17 protein-coding genes are annotated in these 20,197 nt (G+C 60.6%); 12 read left to right on the forward strand and 5 right to left on the reverse strand.

What is annotated here, in order from left to right; translation table 11 throughout:
• Positions 1–13: 13 nt before the first annotated feature.
• Positions 14–2,443 (reverse strand): FAD-dependent oxidoreductase, encoded by a 2,430-nt coding sequence (locus VDP61_RS11580; protein ID WP_323007043.1) that lies wholly within the window; start codon positions 2,441–2,443, stop codon positions 14–16.
• A gap of 93 nt (positions 2,444–2,536) precedes the next feature.
• On the opposite strand from VDP61_RS11580, the gene VDP61_RS11585 reads away from it, so the two are divergent.
• The 8 genes from VDP61_RS11585 (at position 2,537) to VDP61_RS11620 (ending at position 11,300) form a co-directional block, all read left to right on the forward strand.
• Positions 2,537–3,499: a LysR substrate-binding domain-containing protein gene (locus tag VDP61_RS11585; protein ID WP_323007531.1), complete on the forward strand. Its 963-nt coding sequence runs from the start codon at positions 2,537–2,539 to the stop codon at positions 3,497–3,499.
• 241 nt (positions 3,500–3,740) lie between these two features.
• Positions 3,741–5,294 carry a trimethylamine methyltransferase family protein gene (locus VDP61_RS11590; RefSeq protein ID WP_323007044.1) on the forward strand — a complete coding sequence of 518 codons (1,554 nt, stop codon included), beginning with the start codon at positions 3,741–3,743 and terminating at the stop codon, positions 5,292–5,294.
• Positions 5,295–5,360: 66 nt separating this feature from the next.
• Complete coding sequence (locus VDP61_RS11595; RefSeq protein ID WP_323007045.1) at positions 5,361–6,458, forward strand: alcohol dehydrogenase family protein; 1,098 nt, start codon at positions 5,361–5,363, stop codon at positions 6,456–6,458.
• Positions 6,458–6,658 (forward strand): hypothetical protein, encoded by a 201-nt coding sequence (locus tag VDP61_RS11600; protein ID WP_323007046.1) that lies wholly within the window; start codon positions 6,458–6,460, stop codon positions 6,656–6,658. Before VDP61_RS11595 ends, VDP61_RS11600 begins: the two co-directional genes overlap by 1 nt.
• The gene (locus tag VDP61_RS11605; RefSeq protein WP_323007047.1) at positions 6,659–7,762 is read left to right on the forward strand and encodes a mandelate racemase/muconate lactonizing enzyme family protein; all 1,104 of its coding nucleotides are present in this window, start codon (positions 6,659–6,661) and stop codon (positions 7,760–7,762) included.
• Positions 7,763–7,774: 12 nt separating this feature from the next.
• The gene (locus tag VDP61_RS11610; RefSeq protein ID WP_323007048.1) at positions 7,775–8,509 is read left to right on the forward strand and encodes an SDR family oxidoreductase; all 735 of its coding nucleotides are present in this window, start codon (positions 7,775–7,777) and stop codon (positions 8,507–8,509) included.
• Positions 8,506–9,240, forward strand: a complete 735-nt coding sequence (locus VDP61_RS11615; RefSeq protein WP_323007049.1) for an SDR family NAD(P)-dependent oxidoreductase — start codon at positions 8,506–8,508, stop codon at positions 9,238–9,240. Before VDP61_RS11610 ends, VDP61_RS11615 begins: the two co-directional genes overlap by 4 nt.
• A gap of 32 nt (positions 9,241–9,272) precedes the next feature.
• Complete coding sequence (locus tag VDP61_RS11620; RefSeq protein WP_323007050.1) at positions 9,273–11,300, forward strand: NADH:flavin oxidoreductase; 2,028 nt, start codon at positions 9,273–9,275, stop codon at positions 11,298–11,300.
• Between the two features lie 3 nt (positions 11,301–11,303).
• On the opposite strand, the gene VDP61_RS11625 is transcribed toward VDP61_RS11620, so the two are convergent.
• From VDP61_RS11625 to VDP61_RS11640, 4 genes are read right to left on the reverse strand one after another with little or no spacing between them, the layout of a single operon-like run.
• Positions 11,304–12,647, reverse strand: coding sequence for an FAD-binding oxidoreductase (locus VDP61_RS11625; RefSeq protein ID WP_323007051.1), 1,344 nt, complete (start codon positions 12,645–12,647; stop codon positions 11,304–11,306).
• Complete coding sequence (locus VDP61_RS11630; protein ID WP_323007052.1) at positions 12,644–14,140, reverse strand: aldehyde dehydrogenase; 1,497 nt, start codon at positions 14,138–14,140, stop codon at positions 12,644–12,646. Before VDP61_RS11630 ends, VDP61_RS11625 begins: the two co-directional genes overlap by 4 nt.
• Positions 14,137–15,048 carry a dihydrodipicolinate synthase family protein gene (locus VDP61_RS11635; protein ID WP_323007053.1) on the reverse strand — a complete coding sequence of 304 codons (912 nt, stop codon included), beginning with the start codon at positions 15,046–15,048 and terminating at the stop codon, positions 14,137–14,139. The genes VDP61_RS11630 and VDP61_RS11635 overlap by 4 nt, the downstream gene beginning before the upstream one ends.
• The gene (locus VDP61_RS11640; protein ID WP_323007054.1) at positions 15,045–15,767 is read right to left on the reverse strand and encodes a GntR family transcriptional regulator; all 723 of its coding nucleotides are present in this window, start codon (positions 15,765–15,767) and stop codon (positions 15,045–15,047) included. Before VDP61_RS11640 ends, VDP61_RS11635 begins: the two co-directional genes overlap by 4 nt.
• Positions 15,768–15,899: 132 nt before the next feature.
• Here VDP61_RS11640 and VDP61_RS11645 point away from each other — a divergent pair, with 132 nt between their 5' ends.
• From VDP61_RS11645 to VDP61_RS11660, 4 genes are read left to right on the forward strand one after another with little or no spacing between them, the layout of a single operon-like run.
• The gene (locus VDP61_RS11645) at positions 15,900–16,979 is read left to right on the forward strand and encodes a glycine betaine/L-proline ABC transporter ATP-binding protein (protein WP_323007055.1); all 1,080 of its coding nucleotides are present in this window, start codon (positions 15,900–15,902) and stop codon (positions 16,977–16,979) included.
• Positions 16,979–17,956 (forward strand): ABC transporter permease, encoded by a 978-nt coding sequence (locus tag VDP61_RS11650; RefSeq protein ID WP_323007056.1) that lies wholly within the window; start codon positions 16,979–16,981, stop codon positions 17,954–17,956. The genes VDP61_RS11645 and VDP61_RS11650 overlap by 1 nt, the downstream gene beginning before the upstream one ends.
• Positions 17,953–18,939 (forward strand): glycine betaine/L-proline ABC transporter substrate-binding protein ProX, encoded by a 987-nt coding sequence (gene proX, locus VDP61_RS11655; RefSeq protein ID WP_323007057.1) that lies wholly within the window; start codon positions 17,953–17,955, stop codon positions 18,937–18,939. Before VDP61_RS11650 ends, proX begins: the two co-directional genes overlap by 4 nt.
• A gap of 59 nt (positions 18,940–18,998) precedes the next feature.
• Positions 18,999–19,949, forward strand: coding sequence for a GlxA family transcriptional regulator (locus VDP61_RS11660; RefSeq protein WP_323007058.1), 951 nt, complete (start codon positions 18,999–19,001; stop codon positions 19,947–19,949).
• Positions 19,950–20,197 lie beyond the last annotated feature (248 nt).

Genomic DNA, 20,197 nt, shown 5'->3' on the forward strand with positions numbered 1-20,197 from the left:
GAACTGCTCCTGGTCAGGCGCGCGCCCTTGCGCTGGTGGGATCGTAAAGACAGACGTCGACAACCTGCGCCTTGCGCATTTCGTTATGGACCTTGACATGCATTTCGGTGCCTTCGGTGGCAAGTTCCTGCGGAACCAACGCCATGGCAATGTCGTGGTTGCAGTAATAGGAAAACCCGCCAGAGGTCACCCGCCCGATCAACGCGCCATCCTTATAGACGCCTTCATCAGCGATGACCGAGGTATCGCCATAGGGCAGCCGCAACGTCACCAAGACCAAATGGCCGCCCGCCACTTGCTGTTTTTTCAACGCCTCTCGACCGATGAAGTCACGGCCTTCCATCGCGATAAAACGGTCCAGACCCGCCTCCAGCGGTGTGATGTCTTTGCGCAGTTCGCGATTGATCGCGCGATAGGATTTTTCCAGTCGCATCGATTCCAGCGCTTCCGCGCCAAAGGGTTTCACCCCCGCTTTCAACAGCAAATCGACCAGGTGACGGTTGTACCCAATGGGGTGATGCAATTCCCAGCCCAGCTCACCCGTATAGCTGACCCGCAAAAGATGAACATCTTTCGCATAACCCACCTCGCCTTTGCGGGCCGAGAGCCATGGGAAGGCGGCGTTGGACAGGTTCGTATCCGTCAAGGGTTGCAGGATGTCGCGCGATTGTGGGCCTGCAAGCGCAATGACGCCCATCTGCTCTGACACATCCGCCATCACCACCGAGCCATCCTGCGGCAGCAACCGGGACAGTTGATCCCAATTATAGACCTGCCCATTCGGCGTGCTGACCAAATAAAAGTCATTCTCGTCGTAGCGGACAAGCGTATATTCAGCGTCGACGCCGCCGCGTTCGTTGCACATGACCGAAAGCGTCATGCGCCCGATCTTGGGCAGTTTGTTGGCCATGAGGCTATCCAGCCATGCGGCGGCACCGGGACCGCGGACGGTAAACTTGGTCATCGGTGACATCTCGATGAAACCCGCTGTTTCGCGCGTGGTTCTCACCTCGGATTGCACATATTCCATATGATCGGTGCGGCGGAAACTGTGTTCAGGGACCGCCAGTTCGGGCGAGGGCGCGAACCAGCGGGGAAACTCGTACCCGTTGAATGTGGTCCAGACCGCACCTTGCGCGCAAAGCAGATCATAGGAGGGGACTGTCTTCATCGGGCGGGCGTGGGGCATATCCTCGCCCGGCGTGTGCGCGTCCATATGGGTGCCCCAGGTTCCGCGCACCTTGTCCATGGTCCAGCGCTTGGAGGCGAAATCACCAAACCGGCGCGGGTCTATTTGAGACATGTCCATTCCCGGATCACCCGTGACGATCCAGCGGGCCAGACGTTCGCCCATGGTGCCGCCCCAAAGGATACCGCCCGGCACGCCTTCGGCCAGCCACAGGTTTTTGTGACCGGGGGCCGGACCGCAGAGCGGCAGCTCGTCCGGGGTCATCTGGAACGGCCCGCGGGTGTTGGACTTGATCCCGACTTCGCCCAAGGCTGGAACCCGCTCAATCGCGCGCTCCCACTGGGTTTCAACCGCTTCGAAATCCTCGGGCAAAAGATCGGCACCGAAGGTTGGCGGCACGCGGTCCTCGGCAAACAGTTTCAGGTCTTTTTCGAACTCATAGGGCCCGAACTGAAAGCCGCCCACATCCTCGCGCAGATAGGCGCCGTAATCCTCGTCACGCAGGATCGGAAATTCCGGCAACCCCTCTTTGCGGCGGCGGATCAATTCGGGCACCGATTCAGTGGTCCAGTATTGATGCACAATCGGGATGCAGGGCAGGTCAAGCCCGACGCGCCGCGCATTCTCGCGGGCGTAATTGCCGGTGGCAAAGATCAGATGGTCGCAGGTGATCTCACCCTGATTGGTGACAACTTTCCACCCGCCGTCCGCCAGCGCCTCATAGGCGGTCGCTTCGGTGTTTTGATAGATGCTCGCCCCTTGATCGCGCGCCAGCTTTGCCATGCCCATGGTGATGTCGGCCGGGTTGATATAGCCATCCTGATCGTGCAAAATGCCGCCGCGGATATCCTTGCTTTGCACCAGCAGCGGGTGAATCTCGGCGACTTCTTGCGGCGTCAGCAGGCGGCATGGCACCCCGGCCGCCTCTGCAATCGAGATATAGCTTTGAAATTCGTCCCAGCGCTTTTCGGTATTGGCGACGCGCAACTGGCCCACCTGTCGCAACCCGACAGAGGTACCCAGCTTTTGTTCCACCTCGCCATAGATGCGGATCGTCTCGAGCGTCATTTTCGAGATGTTGTGCGACCGCACGAAGGTCACCAGCAGCCCCGCCGCATGCCAGGTGGAACCAGCGGTCAGTTGCGACCGTTCCAACATCACCGCATCGGTGCAACCATGCTGCGTCAGGCCATACAGGATCGACGCCCCGACACAGCCCCCCCCAACAACAACCACTTTTGCATGTGACTTCATTTTGCGATTCCCCTGAAACTCTCGTCGCAATCCTATCAAGTCGGTTGGCGTTTTGCCCTTCAAATAAATTGCTGGCTGGCATAACCTGTGGTTATGTTAAAGTTGCGCCGCATATTTCCATCCCTCAACGGTCTTTACGTGATCGACGCCGTTTCGCGGCACCTGAGCTTTACGGCTGCGGCCAATGAACTTGGCATCTCACAGCCTGCGGTCAGCAAGTCATTTCGGCAGCTTGAACAAAATCTGGGCGTTGATCTGGTCATGCGGCAGCACCGGGGTTTGTCGCTGACGCCCGAGGGAGAGGTTTTCGCCCTGCAGGTTCGTGCCGCCTTGACAGCGATTGATCAGGCGGCACAGCAGATTCGCACAAGCAGCGGTGGACAGAAGATCAGGATCAACGTCTCATCCAGTTTCGTCTCGATGTGGCTTGTCCCACGCATAGCCGAGTTCCGCGCGCAAAATCCCAGCATATTGTTCGAGATTACGGAAAATAATGGCGATCTTGATCCACAGACCTTTTCGCTATGCGATTTTACAACGCGGATCGGAAGGGGTGGCTGGGTTGATGCCACAAGCACGCGCCTTGCGCGCGAACGGCTTTTCGCGCTGGCGTCACCTGAATATGTGCGGGCGCATCCTGATTGTCTGCGCCTGGAGACGTTGCAGAAGACAAACTTGTTGCATGCGACCGAACCAAAACGCTCTCGGATGGGGTGGAAGGAATGGTTTCGGGCAACGGGCACATCTTTTGCCAGCGAACCGGACGTGCTGTTCTCGGACCATCATTCAGCGATCCACGCAGCTTTGGTTGGTCAGGGGGTGGCGCTTGGTTGGCAGCATCTGGTGGGTGGGTATCTGAAAAAGGGGCAGCTGGTCCGGGTCACAAACGCGGTGGTGCAGACCAGACAGCATGTTTACCTTGTTTCGCCGCTGGGCAGGGCGCTGCAAAACCACCACGATCTGTTCCGGACCTGGATTGTGGAGCAATTTCGCCAGAACGATCAGAGGCTGGGTCTTGGTGAGGTTTTCGAAAGCGACATCAGGTCGGGCGAATAGCAACGCAAGCTTTCACGGCAAGAAAGCAGTTTGCGATAGCCCTGTCAGTTTGGGTCAAGCCAGATTTGCACGGCATCGGAGCGATGAATCGGTTTATGCCGGTCACCGGTTGCCAATCGGGCGGCCCGAAATCCGACTGTGGGTAGTCGTTTCCCGGAAATTTAGTTCGCAAAAGTGACTGCTGCCGGGCCAAAAGATGTCCAAAGTTCGAGTCGAACCCTCATTCCAGCGGAGATTATTGATGAGCGACCCACAGCCGCGCCAAGGACGTAGCGGGGGGCGTAGCGCCCGCCAGGCCATCCGCTCTGCACCAGATTTCGGAATGCTTCCTGCGCTCAAGCGTAACCTGCCGTTATGTGAGCCAATGGACCCCGATCAGATCGCCCGCATCGACGATGCCTCTATGTCGATCCTTGAAGAGGTCGGCGTGGTGTTTCGCGATGATATTGCGTTGGCAGACTGGCGCAGGGTCGGCGCCGATGTCAGGGGCGACCGGGTGCATCTGGACCGCGCGCTGGTGCGCGAGCTGATCGCCAGCATCCCCGCAAGCTGGGCTTACCGCGCCCGCAACCCAGTGCAGAGCTTGCCGTTCGGCGGGGCGCATTCGATCTTTGTGCCGATGACAGGTGCGCCCTTTCTGCGCGATCTGGACGATGTGCGGCGCTGGCCCACGATGGCCGATCTGAACATGTTTCACAAACTGGCGCATATGTCGCCGGCGCTTCATTCCACTGCCCACCATATCGTGGAGCCGATGGACCTGAAGGTCAGCCATCGGCACCTGCATATCACCTATTCGTCGATGAAATATTCGGACAAGACCTTCATGGGCATGACCACCAGCGGCAAGAATGCCGAGGATGTCATGGACATGTGCGAGATCCTGTTCGGCGCGGATGTGATGGAGCAAACCCCCGTCGTTACGGGCAATTGCAACGGCAACTCACCGCTGGTCTGGGATGAAACCATGCTGAGCGCGATGCGCGCCTTTTGCAAGCGCAACCAGCCCGTGCTGTGTTCGCCCTTTGTGTTGGGCGGCGCGAATACACCCGCCTCTGTCGCCGCTTCTGTCGCGCAGCTGAATGCCGAGGCATTGTCGGCGCTGGCCTATACACAGGTCGTGCGCAAGGGCTGCCCCGCGATTTATGGTCACTACCTGTCGACGGTTTCCATGAAGTCGGGCGCGCCGATGGCAGGAACGCCGGAAATCAGCCTGATGAACTTCATGATCGGCCAGATGGCGCGGTTTTACGGCGTGCCGTGGCGCACCTCGAACACCCTTGGCGGGGCCAAGACATTCGACGCGCAAGCGGGGTATGAAAGTGCCACAACGCTGTCGGCGGTGCTGCATGCGGGCGCGAATTACATCTGGCATTCGGCGGGCTGGAATGAGGCCGGGATGCATTGTTCTGTCGCCAAATTCGTTGTCGATGCCGAACAATGCGCCATGGGCTACCGCATGGCCGAAGGTGTGCGCTGGGATGATTTCGATGAGGCGTTGAAGGCCGTGCGTGACGTGGGGCCGGGCGGGCACTATCTGGGCCATCCGCACACGCTGGAGAACTTTCAGCAGGCCTATTTCATGCCAAAACTGTTCGACAACAATTCGATTGAGCAATGGCAGGCTGGCGGCTCGGTCGAGATCACCGCGCGGGCGCTTGGGTATGCCCGAAAGCTGCTTGGTGAATATCAGGAGCCAAAGCTGGATGCCGGTATCAACGAGGCCTTGCTGGACTACATCGCCAGACGTGAACGCGAGATTCCGGCCGAAGATGCCTTGAATACCGAATATTGACAGTATCCGGGGCTGCTCCAGCCGTCGCACCGGTTCACATTGCAGGCAGAAGGAAAAAGTGCCGAAATGACCGTGCCGAATAAAATGGCCGCTGTGCAATTGACCGGCCATGGCGGATTCGACAGGCTCGAATACCGTACAGACATAGCGGTGCCGCAACCGCAGAACGGCGAGGTGCTGATCCGCGTGGCCGCCGCCGCTGTCAACAATACCGACATCAACACGCGAACGGCGTGGTATTCCAAACAGGTTTCCGGCGGAACCAATACCGCCGGAAACGCGGGTTTTGAGGCCGCCGATGCTGCGGATGGCAGTTGGTCGGGCTCCCCGCTGCACTTTCCACGCATTCAGGGCGCAGATGTCTGTGGCTATATTGTCGCGGTCGGTGCGGGCGTTGATCAGGGGCGGATCGGCGCACGCGTTCTGGTGCGCAACATGCTGCGCAGCTATACCGGATACCGGCCCTATGAATGTTGGACCATCGGTTCGGAATGTGATGGCGGTTTTGCGCAATTCGTGGTCGCGCCATCGCGAGAAACCTACAGGGTCGATTGCGACTGGTCGGATGCAGAATTGGCCACCATCCCTTGCGCCTTTTCCACGGCCGAGAACATGCTGCACCGCGCCGCTGTCGGCGCGGAAAAAGTGCTGGTCACCGGGGCCTCGGGCGGAGTGGGGTCGGCGGCGGTGCAGCTCGCCAAACGGCGGGGTGCCACTGTCATCGCCATCGCGGCCGCAGCCAAGGCGGAGGAGGTGCGCGCCCTTGGCGCAGATCGGGTGATAGAGCGGGACGCGAACCTGATTGCTGAACTCGGTGAGGGCAGTGTTGATGTTGTGGTCGACCTTGTTGGTGGCCCCGGCTGGCCGCAGTTGATGGCGGTGTTGCGCCGTGGCGGGCGTTACGCCGTTGCCGGTGCGATTGCCGGGCCATTGGCCGAAATCGACCTGCGCACGCTTTACCTTAAGGACCTCAGCCTTTTTGGCTGCACCTTCCAAGAGGATGAAGTGTTTGAAAACCTCATTTCCTACGTCGAGGCCGGAGAGGTTCGCGCCATTGTCGCAGGCACCTATCCGTTGAAAGATATTGTGCGGGCCCAGCAGGATTTTCTGGCCAAGAAGCATACCGGAAAACTGGTGCTGATTCCCCCGCAGGAGCCGGTCTGATGAAGTGCGCAAGGATCGAGCCTTGTCAGGTCGAACTGCCCTGTTCCGGCGGTGTTTACCAATTGTCGGGCGGGCGCGCATACCGCAGTTTTGACGCGCTGCTGCGCAATGGCGGCGTTCTGCTCCCGGCGGTGCCGGGGATCGGCACTACCTTCACACATGATACACTAGGCGAAGCCATCGCCGTCAGGAGTCACTGAATGAAAATCACCGAAATCCACGTCTATGCCCATGCGCTTCCAGTTCGCAACGGCCCCTATACCATGGCGAATGCCGAGGTCTGGTCGCTGGATACCACGCTGGTTAAAATTGTTTGCGACAACGGCCTGATCGGCTGGGGTGAAACATGTCCGGTTGGTCCGACCTATCAGCCGCAACACGCCAAAGGCGCGCGGGCCGCATTGGCCGAGATGGCGCCGGGGTTGATCGGGGCCGACCCGTTGCAGCCGGTGCTGCTGCGCCGCCGCATGGACAGCCTTTTGAATGGGCACCGCTATGCCAAGGCCGCGATTGACATTGCCGCCTATGACCTGATGGGCAAGCATTACGGCGCGCGGGTGGCCGATCTGTTGGGCGGGGCGGTGACGGACAGGGTGCCGTCCTATTATGCGACAGGCGTGGGGGCGCCCGATGACATTGCCCGCATCGCCGCCGAAAAAGCTGCCGAAGGCTATCCCCGCCTTCAGGTCAAGATCGGTGGCCGCCCGGTAGAGATTGACATCGAAGTGGTCCGCAAGGTCTGGGAACGGATTGGCGGCAAGATGCGACTGGCAGTTGATGGCAATCGTGGCCTGACAACCCGCGACGCGCTGCGCCTTAGCCGCGAATGCCCCGACATTCCCTTTATCATGGAACAGCCCTGCAACACGATCGAGGAAATCGCCGCAATCCGCCACCAGCTGCACCACGCGGTCTATATCGACGAGAGTGGCGAAGATCTGGCCACCGTTCTGCGCGTCGTCGGTGCGGGGCTTTGTGACGGGTTCGGGATGAAGGTCACGCGCATCGGTGGCTTGCATGCCATGGCCACATTCCGCGACATCTGCGAGGCGCGCGCGATGCCCCATACCTGTGATGACGCCTGGGGTGGCGACATCATCGCCGCTGCCTGCACCCATATCGGTGCCACCGTGTCACCCCGGCTGATGGAAGGGGTCTGGCTGGCCGCGCCCTATATCGAGGGCAATTATGACCCCGAAAACGGCCTTACGATAGAGGCTGGCCATATTCAACTGCCCAAAGGCCCCGGACTGGGCATCACCCCAGACGAGACATTGTTCGGCGCAGCCGTCGCCTCATACTGAAGGAAGACCCGAATGACCCGATTTCATGGAAAAACTGCGCTGGTGACAGGGGCGGCGGGCGGTATCGGCAGCGCCATTGTGCGGATGCTGCGGGCTGAGGGCGCGCGTGTGGCCGTTGCCGACCGCGATGTGTCGGGGGTAACGGCAGATGCGCATTTGCCCGGCGATCTTACCGATGCCCTCTATGTTGATGGTCTGGCACAGGCGGCATTTGATGCCTTGGGTGCCTTGGATATTCTGGTCAACAACGCCGGAATCATCACGCGGGGTGATATCACCAAGGCCAGTGACGAAGATTTCCGCCGCACCATGGCGGTCAATGTCGAAGCGCCGTTCCGCCTGTGCCGCGCGGCGGTGCCGATCATGGCGGCGGCGGGGGGCGGGGCCATTGTCAACACCTCGTCTTGCTGGGGCTTGCGTCCGGGGCCGGACCATCCGGTCTATGTGATGTCCAAAGCTGCCATCGCGTCGCTAACGCAATGTCTGGGCCGCGATCACGCGCATCAAGGTATCCGCGTCAATGCCGTTTGCCCGAACGAGGTGGACACCCCCATGCTGCGCACCGGCTTTGCCCTGCGCGGCTTTGACCCCGCGACGGCGATTGCCGAGCTGGACCGAACCGTGCCGCTTGGCCGGGTTGCCCAGCCCGAAGATATCGCCGAAGTGGTGCTGTTTCTCGCCTCGGACGCGGCACGGTACATGTGCGGCGCGCTGGTCGAGGTGAACGGCGGCAAGGCCGTGTCATGACCCGCTTTGCGGGCAAGGTGGCGCTGGTCACCGGCGGTCGCAGCGGCATTGGCCGGGCCATCGCCCTACGCCTGCGCGATGAGGGCGCGCAGGTCTTTACCGCGCAGCGCGGCGCGGATGCCACCTTTGAGGCGATAGCCGCTGATTTCGCCGATCCTGACTGCCCCGAACGGGTGGTCGCCGAGGTGATCACCCGCGCGGGCCGGTTGGATGTGCTGGTGAACAATGCGGGCGTGATGCAAGAGGCGCGCGTCGAAGACATGCCGCTGGACGATTGGCAGCGGAGCATGATGGTCAATCTGACCACGCCGTTTTTGCTGATCAAGGCCGCTTTGCCGCATCTGCGCGTCACACAAGGATCAATCGTCAATATCGGGTCAATCGAAGGGTTGGGCGCGAACCCGGGCCATGCGGCCTATTGCGCATCAAAGGCCGGGTTGCACGGGTTGACGCGGGCGGTAGCGGTGGATCACGGGGCCGAAGGCATCCGCTGCAACGCGGTTGCGCCGGGCTGGATTGACACCGAGTTGAACAATGATTTCATCGCCGCAATGCCCGACCCGGCAGCGTTCCGCCAGAACATTGGCCGCATCCACCCGGTAGCCCGCACCGGGCGCCCTGACGAAGTTGCAGCACTGGTGGCCTGGCTGGCCTCGGCTGAGGCCGGGTTCGTCACCGGGCAGGTCTGGACAGTGGATGGCGGGCGGATGGCAAAGCTCAGCCTGCCCTGAAGACCCCCGCCGCCCTGATAGGAGAACCGCCGATGGACCCCCTGCTGCAACCGTTTTCCCTGCGCCATCTGCATTTGCGCAACCGCATCATCAGCACGGCGCATGCACCCTCATTCGTCGAAGAAGGCCACCCGCGCGACCGATACCGGTTGTATCATGAAGAAAAGGCCTGGGGTGGCATCGCGATGACGATGGTGGGCGGTTCCACCAATATCGCGCCCGATAGCCCTTCGGTGTTCGGCCAGCTTTATGCGGGCGATGACAGCATCATCCCGTGGTTCCAAAAACTGACCAGCGGGGTGAAATCACATGGTGCGGCGGTGATGTGCCAGATCACGCATATGGGCCGCCGTACCGCCTGGGATGATGGCCATTGGATGCCGGTGATTGGCGCTTCGGGGCGGCGTGAACGGGCGCACCGATCTTTTCCCAAGGTGATGGAACCTGAGGATATTGAGCGCGTCATCGGTGATTTTGTCGCCGCAGCCCGCCGCTGCCAGGAGGGCGGTTTTGACGGAATCGAGATCCTGTCACATTCGCATCTGTTGGGCCAGTTTCTGTCGCCGCTGATCAATGACCGGACCGATGCCTATGGCGGCCCTTTGGAGAACCGTCTGCGGCTGACCTTTCAGGTCATCGAGGCGGTGCGCCGGGCGGTGGGGCCTGAAATGATCCTGGGCATGCGCATGACGGGCGATGAGTTGACGACAGGCGGGCTGACCGCCGCCGATTGTGTTGCCGCCGCGCAAGCGGTTGCCGCAACGAGGCAGGTCGATTTTCTGAATGTGCTGGCCGGCGCCCCGTATGATGATCTGGGTTTGACCTCTTGGGTGCCACCGATGGGTATTCCTGCGGCGGCGCATCTGAGTATTGCCGGGCAAATCCGGCGTTCGGTTTGCGTGCCGGTCTTTCATGCGGGCGGCATTGCCGATCTGGCTACCGCGCGCCATGCGATTGCGGATGGGCTGGTTGATCTGGTTGGCATGACGCGGGCGCATATGGCCGATCCGCATCTGGTGGCCAAATTGCAACGCGGGGATGAGGCCCGCATCCGCCCCTGTGTCGGCCTTGGCTATTGTGTCGATCGGGTCAATCAGGGCAAGGCCGCCGTCTGCGGCCATAACGCCGCCACTGGCCGCGAACAGGTCTTGCCGCATGTCATCCCGAAGGCCGCAAAACGCCGCAAGGTGGTGGTGATCGGCGGTGGCCCCGGCGGTCTGTCGGCCGCCCGCGTCTGCGCCGAGCGGGGGCATCAGGTTGTGCTGTTCGAGGCAGCGGATCGTTTGGGCGGGCAGCTTGTGCTGGCCGCAAAGGGCGGATTGCGCCGCCAGATCTGGGGCATCGCCGATTGGCTGATTGCCGAGGTCACGCTTCTGGGCGTCGATCTGCGGCTGAACAGCTATGCCGAAGCCGGTGACATTCTGGCCGAGGCACCCGATGCGGTGATCGTGGCCACGGGCGGCTGGCCCGAACCGCCGCAGATACCGGGGGGCGCGCTTGCCGTATCCAGCTGGGATGTGCTGTCGGGTGCGGTACGGCCCAAGGGGCAGGTGCTGCTGATTGATGAGATCGGCGATCAGCCCGCCGCCGTCACCGCCGATATGCTGGCCGAGTCAGGCTGCGCGGTTGAGATGGTCACGCCCGACCGTACCGCCCTGCAAGAGCTTGGCCCAACCACATCTGCCGTGGCGCTGCGCCGTCTGGCACAGGCCGGGGTCGGCCTGACCTGTTCGCAAGAACTGGCCGAAGTCAGTGCCGAAGGCAATCGCCTGCGCGCAACCTTGCGCCATGTGCTGACCGGGCAAACCCGGCAGCGACTGGTTGATCATGTGGTGGTCGAGCAGGGGCTGGTTCCGAATGACGCGCTGTATCACGCGTTGAAACCGGGGTCGGTCAATCTGGGCCAGTTGGATCAGCCTGCGCTGATTGCCGGGCAACCGCCTTTCGCGCAGCGCAACCCGGCAGCAACCTATGTGCTGGCGCGGATCGGTGATGCCGTTGCGGGGCGCAATATCCATGCGGCGGTGCTGGATGCCTTGCGGATCTGCAAGGATCTCTAGGCACTATTCCTTGCCGGCGCGGAATTCCTTCCACCGCAGAACCACATTGGCACCGATGGTTGAAATAGGCGGTGGCGGCAGCTTTTGCGGCGGGGGCTCGGCGGCGAAATGGCGGGTGATCGTGGTCTGCACCCCGCTGGCCAGTTCGGCCGCCCCCATGCCGGTCAAGGTGCCGCGCACGGTGCCAAGGCCGTTCTGGCAACAGGCGGCAAAAAGCCCGTCTTCCAGCTCTCCCGTGACCGAGACGCTGTTGCGGCTAAGGCACAGATGCCCGGCCCAGCTGTATTCCATCGCCGTGCCCGTCAGTGCCGGAAAACGATCGGCGAATTTCTGGTGGTGAATACGGGTGGCACGGCGCAGCGCGGCCGCGCTGGTTTCCATGTCGGGGCGAAAGCTGGCGCAGGTGCGGGTGATGATCCGGTTACCGCCCTGCGCCGTGTCGATCCGGCGCATGGTGGTGCCCATCGGGTCCGAAGGGGTGATCCCCCAGCGGGGGGCGCCGCCCAGCCGTTGCAACGCCTCGGCCCCCAGATCGACGGTCATCGAGGCGAAAAGGAATACATGCATCAGCCGGTTGCGGGCAAAGCCGAAGCTTTCCAGATGCCCGTTGGTTGCCATGATCACCCGCGCCGCGGTTACGTCGCCGCCAGCGGTGGCCAGCACCCAGTCAGGCCCCGCGCGGCGGATCTCGTGCACGGGGGTATTTTCACAAATCCGGATGCCGTCACGGCGCAGGCCCCGGCCCAAGCCGCGGATATAGCCCGCGGGCTGAATCATCACCGTGCCGGGGGTGAACAGCCCCGAGATGTAGTGCCGGCTTCCGGTCAACTGATGCATGGCGGTGGCGTCCAGCATCTCACTGGCCTCGCCCAGCGTGGCAAGATGGGCCGCATAGCTGCGGTTCAGCGCATCGCCACTTGCGCCAGCAGCGCCGTTTACTTTGCCTGCGGGGTCAAAATAGGCAGGGTCGATCGCATAATCCCGCACGGCATCGGCGGCGAAATCAATCGCAGACCGGTTCAGGGCAATGACCATATGGTCAGACCCGCCATGGCCCGCATAATCGCTGGATGACAGATCATGCGGCAGGTCGATCATGAAGCCGGAGTTGCGCCCCGATGCTGCCTCGGCCAGCCGCCCTGCCTCTAGCACCACGATGCGCGCGCCGGGGTTCAGTTGCGCCAGCCTTCGTGCGGCAGACAGCCCGGCAAAGCCGCTGCCGATGATGGCGAAATCGGCAGTTGCCGAACGCGTCAGCAGGTCAGGCGCATCTTGCCCCGGCAGGATGGCATTCCATGCTGCCGGGCCACGATGAACCGGAATCCTGCGGGCGGTGTGCGTGGTCAATCGACTGCCTCATCCGTGTCGTCGGTCAGGTCCACCCAGATGGTTTTCAACTGGGTGTATTGATCATGGGCGTGAAGGCCATTGTCGCGCCCGCCAAAGCCAGAGGCCTTGAAACCCCCGAACGGGGTAGAGATGTCGCCCTCGCCAAAGCTGTTTACCGTGACGGTTCCCGCCCGGATCGCCCGCGCGCCACGGATTGCGCGTTTGATATTGGCGGTAAAGAGTGACGCGGCCAGCCCGTATTCGGTGCTGTTGGCCAGTGCAATCGCCTCATCGAAACTGTCCACGGTCAAAACCGACAGCACCGGGCCAAAGATTTCTTCGCGGGCCTGCGGTGAGTCGCGCCCCACCTCCAGAATGGTCGGCTCGACAAAGCCATCCTTTGCCAGCCCCCCCAACAGCACCTTCGGCCCCTTGCCCAGATATGACGCGACCTTGTCGAAATGCGCCTTTGATACCAGCGCACCAACGCGGTTCGCCGGGTTCAGCGGGTCGCCCATCGGCCATTCGCGCGCATGGGCGATGATGCGGCCCAGCAGCGCGTCCTTGACCCCTTTTTGCACGATCAACCGAGAGCTGGCCGAACAGTTTTCGCCCATGTTCCAAAACGCACCATTGACGATATGGGCAGCGACGCGGTCAAGGTTTTCGGCATCATCCAGCACCACGGCAGGGTTCTTGCCGCCCATTTCCAACGTGACTTCCTTCAGGTTCGAGTCGGCAGCATAGCGCAGAAACCGCCGCCCCGTCTCGGTCGATCCGGTAAAGGAAATCATGTCCACATCCATGTGGCGGCCAAGGGGTTCGCCCACCTCTGGCCCAGTGCCGGGCAACACGTTGAACACGCCGGCGGGCACGCCCGCCTCGGCCGCCAATTCGGCCATGCGCAGGGCGGTGAGCGAGGTTTCCTCGGCCGGTTTCACGATCACCGAACAGCCCGATGCCAGCGCCGGGCCGATTTTCCAGGCCAGCATCAGCAGCGGAAAATTCCACGGCAGCACCAGACCGACAACGCCCACCGGCTCACGCACAATCATCGCGATATGGTTGTCAGAGGCGGGCGAGACCTGATCATAGATCTTGTCGATCAGTTCTGCGTGCCAGATCAGGCAGTTGATCGCATCGGGAATATCGACGGTTTCGCAATCATAGATGGTCTTGCCAGACTCGAGGCTTTCCATCACCGCCAGCTCACGCGCGTTGCGCTTCATCAGCTTGGCCAGCCGGATCAGCACCGCCTTGCGCTGCGCGGGATGCAGGCGCGACCAGCGGCCATCTTCAAACGCATCACGCGCCTTGGTGACGGCGAAATCCACATCCTCGGCGCCGCAGGCTGCAACCTTGGCCAGCACTTTGCCGGTCGCCGGATTGATTGTATCAAACGTCGCGCCTGAGGCGGCGGGGCGGAACGCGCCATTGATATAAGCCTGTGTCGGGAATTCCAGACCGGCGGCGATGGCCTTGTATTCCTGGGTTGTTGACAGATCGCTCATGCTGCTTTCCCTGCTTCGATATTTGCAATCGTTTGTTTCAGCACCCGAACCACCTGTTCCAATTGCCGCTTGTCATCCTTGTTCAGCGCCTTCAGGGGCGGGCGCGGGGGGCCGGCGTGAAAACCGTTCATCTCACTGCCATGTTTGATGCATTGAACAAATTTGCCGCCCTGTTCCAGCACCCGCATCAGGGGCAGCAGGGCCGACATGATGCGGCGGCCCTTGTCAAAATCGCCCTCAACAACGCAGGCACGATAGAGCGCCAGATGTTCGGCAGGCAAGAAGTTCGACCCACCACAAACCCAGCTGCGCGCCCCCCATGCAAAGAATTCCAACGCCTGATCGTCCATCCCGCAAGACATCTGCACATGCGGATAATCGCGTGCCAAAAGATGCACGCGGTTGATATCGCCAGAGCTTTCTTTGATCGCACAGAAATTCCGCGACCGGCCCACCCGGTCAAGAAATTCCTCGCCCATGTTGATGCCCATGCGGCCGGGATAGTTATACAGCATGATCGGCAGATCGGCGGCGCGGTCAATCGCCAGCGCGTTCAGCGCATTCTCCCGCTCGGTCGGCACGGCATAGGGGGGCGAGCCGACAAGAATTGCATCCGCCCCGACCTTGGCGGCCACCTCGGCCATGTGAAGGGAATCGGGCAGGCGGATTGCCACGGTCCCGATGATCAGGGGCACGCGTTTGCCGATAACCTGCGCGGCCAGCTGGGCCATTTCAACCCGCTCCTCCATCGACTGGGCATAGTATTCACCCGTCGAGCCGCCATTGATCAACCCATGAACGCCCGCGCCGATCAGATGCTCGATCAGCGCGGCAAAGCCGTCGCGGTCAATCGAGCCATCGTCGTGATGCGGGGTGATGACAGGTGTGTAGATGCCCTCGAACTTCATATGGCCTCTCTTTTGATGGCAGTGCCCGGTGCGCGGCCAAGCGAAATGTCTATTCCAATGGGGGTAACGAAATTTTCAATTTCGGCCCGCGACAATTCCCAATGGTCAATGGCAAGCGCGGCTGCGCCATCTTCGTCATGGGCTTCAATCAAGGCGATAAACTGGTCGTGCTGGTCGGCGGCCACGGCGCGTTGTCGGGCCATTCCTTGTTGGTGCGGGCTGTAAAACGTCATGCCGATTCTGGTGTGATCAATCAGCAGCCGCCGCAGGCTGGGGATCAGGAATTCGTTGTCGGCCATCTCGCCAATCACGGCGTGAAAGCGTTCATTCAAAAGGGCGCGCTCGGCCACATCGCCACTGACAATTGCGGCGCGAAATAGCCTCTGGGTGTTTTTCAGTTGCGTGACCTGCAGCTTGGTCGCGTGTTGCGCGGCAAGGCGGCTGACGGCGGCATAGATCATCGGGGCCGCCAGAAAGAAATTGCGCAGGGTCTTGTGCGTCATCGGCGCGACCTGCACGCCGCGATTTTCGTGCAAGACGACATATCCTTCGCCCGCCATCTGGCGCAGCACTTCGCGCAGCGGTGGACGCGAAATGGCGTAGGTCTCGGAAATCGAAACTTCGTCCAGATAACTGCCCGGCTCCAGTGCCTGTGTCAGTATCCGGCGCTTCAGATCTTCAAGACAAATGGCCTTTTTGGTCCTGCTGTCATCAGTCACGCGTCACCCCCTACATCGTTCGCGCCGGCCCACCCAGTCGCCCTTCAAGCAGATCTGATCTCATAGTGCTGGATAAAATACATATTGTCTATAATAAAAATATGTGCTTGTCTTTTGTAGCGGGAGGGCTAGATGGACAAAAAAAGCAAAGAGACCGTTATCTCGTGCGAGGGGATTTGGAAAATCTTCGGCGAAAAATCGCGCCATGCAATGGAGGCTGTGCGCAGCGAAGGCCTGTCCAAGGCCGAAATACACAATAGGTTCAACTGCGTAGTCGGCGTGCGGGATGCCAGCTTCAGTGTGGCGCGCGGTGAAATTTTTTGCATCATGGGGTTGTCGGGTTCGGGAAAGTCGACCTTGATTCGCCACATCAACCGGCTGATCGAACCCACTGCGGGCACAGTTTATATCGAAGGCCAGAATGTCAGCGCCATGTCGCAACGCGACCTGCGCGCCCTCAGGGCTGAAAAAATCGGCATGGTGTTTCAGAATATGGCGCTGATGCCGCACCGTTCGGTTCGCGACAACGTGGTCTTTTCGCTGGAGGTGCGCGGCATTGCCGAACAAAAGCGGGTCGAGGTTGCCCGCCGCGCCATTGATGCCGTTGATCTGACCGGATGGGAGATGAAATACCCCGATGAGCTGTCAGGCGGCATGCAGCAGCGGGTTGGCCTGGCCCGCGCCATTGCCGCTGATCCGACCATTCTGTTGATGGACGAACCGTTTTCGGCGCTGGACCCGCTGATCCGTCGGCAGCTGCAGACGACGTTCATGGCGCTGTCGGCAGAGCTGCAGAAAACCACCGTCTTTATCACCCATGATCTGGATGAAGCCATCCGCATTGGCGACCGTATTGCGATCATGAAAGATGGCGTTCTGGTGCAGACCGGCACGCCTGAACAAATTGTCACCGAGCCCGCCGATGATTATGTGGCTGATTTCGTTGCCGGAATTTCCAAGCTGGATCTGGTGACCGCAGCGCGGGTGATGCAGCCTTTTGCGCAGTTCCGCCAGATGAACGGTGAGACGGATATTGCAAGCTGGCCGATCGCGCGCCCCGAAGACAAGCTGAACGCGCTGGTTGATCTGGCGATCGGCACCGATCACCCCATTCTGGTTCAGGCAGATGGCAATAATATCGGCGTCGTGACCAAGCGCGCGCTGTTGCGCGGCATCCAAGGGCGTGAAGACGCCGTGAACGGAGGATTGTGATGGCCGATACACCTGCCTTCAGCCTGTTGAACCCTTTTGCCGCGATTGATCTGAATATCGACGGCCAAGCTGATGGGATCAAGCAATGGGCGATCAGCAACCGCGCCGCGATTCAGCCGATCAAGAACTTTTTCGATGCTATGATAACGGGGATCGAGAATGCGTTGCAGGCGGTGCCGCCGGGGATCATGCTGGTGCTGGTTGTGCTGCTTGCCTGGCAGGCGGCGGGGCGGCGTGTCGCCATTCTGGTCGCAGCCTGCCTGATTGCGCTGGGCCTGCTTGATCCGATTGCCTGGCCACTGGCGATGACCACGCTGGCCATTGTCATGTCTGCCGTGATCCTATGCGTGGTCATCGGCCTGCCGCTTGGCATCATTGCGGGCAAAAGCGACCGGTTCGAGGTGGCAATCCGCCCGGTGCTTGACACGATGCAAACCATCCCGGCCTTTGTTTACCTGGTGCCGGTGGTGATGCTGGTCGGCATCGGAAACGTCTCGGGCGTGATCGTTACGATCATCTTTGCGCTGCCGCCCCTGGTGCGGCTGACCTCGCTTGGTATTCGCGGCGTCAACCCCAGCGTGGTCGAGGCCGCCCGCGCCTTTGGGGCCACGCCGAACCAGATCATGTTCAAAGTTGAATTGCCGCTTGCAACCCCCACCATTCTGGCCGGGTTGAACCAGACCATCATGCTGTCACTGTCGATGGTGGTCATCGCGTCGATGATCTCGGTCAAGGGGCTGGGCAACGAAGTGCTGCGGGCCATGGGCCGCCTTGATGCCGGAAAAGCCATTGTTGGCGGTTTGGGCATTGTCCTTTTGGCCATCGTTCTGGACCGTATCACGCAAGGGCTTGGACGCTCGGCGCGCGAACGCGGCCATCGCCATTGGTGGCAGGGCGGCCCGGTTGGGCTGATCCTGCGCCTTTTCAAAGGGCCCACAAAAAGCCCGGTACAACCCACCTTGGAGGAGACGGAATGAAACACTTTATGATAACGACCGCGCTCGTGCTATCTTTTGGCGCGACACCGCTTTTGGCCAATGAAAAGCCGGGCGAGGGCGTGACTGTGCGCCCCGTGATCCAGCCCGCCTTGGAAGAGATGTTTCAGGCGCGCATCCTGTTCCGCGCCCTGCAAGATCTTGGCTATACCATTGCAGACCCACAAGAAGTGCTGGCGCAGACTGCCCATATCGCTGTGGGCGCAGGCGATGTCGATTTCTTCACCAACAGCTGGAACACGCTGCATGACCCGTTCTATCAAGAAGCTGGCGGCGATGCTGTGATGACCAAGGTCGGCACCCTGGTCGAAGGTGCTTTGCAGGGCTATCTGGTTGACAAGGCCAGCTATGATTCCGGCATCACCGATCTGTCGATGCTGAAAGATCCGGCGATTGCCAAGCGGTTTGACGCAGATGGCGATGGCAAGGCCGATCTGGCCGGTTGCGTGCCCGGCTGGGGCTGTGAGCGCGTGATCGAGCATGAGTTGACCGAATATGGCCTGCGCGACACCGTCAACCACAATCAGGGTGAATACAACGCCATCATCGCCGACTCGATTGCGCGTTTCCAGAACGGCGAGCCGATCTTTTATTACACCTGGACGCCCTATTGGGTGTCGGGTGAGCTGGTCCCCGGCCGCGATGTGGAATGGCTGACAGTGCCCTATACCTCGTTGCCCGATGGGGCCACTGGTGAGACGACGTACAAAGGCAAGAACCTTGGCTTTGCCGTCGATAACCTGCGCGTCGTTGCCCGGAATGATTTCCTGGAAGCGAACCCGGCGGCAAAGGCCCTGTTTGAGCTGGCCAAGGTCGACATCATCGACATTTCGGCTGAAAACAAACAAATAGCCGAGGGCGAAGACAGCTCTGCCGCGATTGATGGCCATGTTGATGCCTGGATCACAGCGCATCAGGCCGAATATGATGGTTGGCTGGAAGCCGCCCGCGCTGCTGCCAACTGATCCGATCCCCAAGGGGGCGGCACCCCGCCGCCCCCATTCTTTTTCCCAGATCGAAAGCCATGACCCAGACCGCACATTTCGTCTTTCTGTTGATCGAGAATTTCTCGCATCTCGCATTCTCATGCGCATTGGAACCGCTGCGCATCGCGAATCTGGTCTCGGGCAAACCGCTGTATCGCTGGTCACTGGCCTCGCCCGATGGCATCTCGGCGGCCTGCTCAAACCGCGCGGTCACCTTGGTTGATCGCGGGCTTGATCCGGTTGACCGCCACGACCGATTGTTTCTGATTTCGGGCATCAATGTTCAGAACCATGCAACGCCTGACATATTGTCCTACTTGCGCCGCGAACGTGCCCGCGGGGTTCGGCTGGGCGCGATCTGCTCGGGGGCCTATGTGCTGGCCAAAGCCGGTTTTCTTGATGGGGTGGAAGCCTCCATTCATTGGGAGTTCCACGATCTGTTTGCCGAAAGCTTTCCCGAAGTTGCCCTTGTTCGGAATGTTTTCGTTGCCAACCAGAAAATTGTCACCGCCTCAGGGGGCACGGCGGCCGCCGACCTGATGCTGCACCTGATCGCGGTCGAGCATGGCACGGATCTTGCCGTCGCAGTCGCTGACCAGATGGTCTATAATGCCGTCCGCGAAGGCACTGCCGCGCAGCGCGTCTCATTGCAGTCGCGGTATGGCATGCGCAGCGCGCACATGACGCGTGCCATTGAAATGATAGAGGAAAACATCGAAACGCCGATTGCACCCTTTGCAATTGCCGCCTGTTTGGGCATCTCTACCCGCCAGCTAGAGCGGCTATTCGGAAAGTATCTGAATACATCACCCAAGCGCTATATCGTCGAAAGGCGCCTGCATCGCGCAAAAAATCTGATTGCGCAAACCGAATTGCCCATCGCACAGATCGCTATGGCCTGTGGGTTCAATTCAACATCGCATTTTTCAAAGGTGTTCCGCAGCCAGTTCGGAAACTCGCCACTCAGCCGTCGCACGACGCTTGCGTGATTGATACAGGATAGCGGCAAGATCGCAGCGCGTTTGCTTCTGGCGCCACGTCTTTCCGGGTTTTCATTCTGCTCGTTCGATTGGGGCTTTATGCGCCTGAAGATCAACGATGTGATGCCGGGAAAACATGGTTTTTTCGGCTTTGATGATGCAACCGCCCCCGGTGGCATCTGTGCGCCAAGGCGGGGCACTTGGTATCCACAAAGAAGAGCGGCCATGTCAGAGATTGTCACGGTCGGGCTCGATCC

This window comes from Pseudorhodobacter sp., from assembly GCF_034675685.1.
Taxonomy (GTDB): Bacteria; Pseudomonadota; Alphaproteobacteria; order Rhodobacterales; family Rhodobacteraceae; genus Pseudorhodobacter.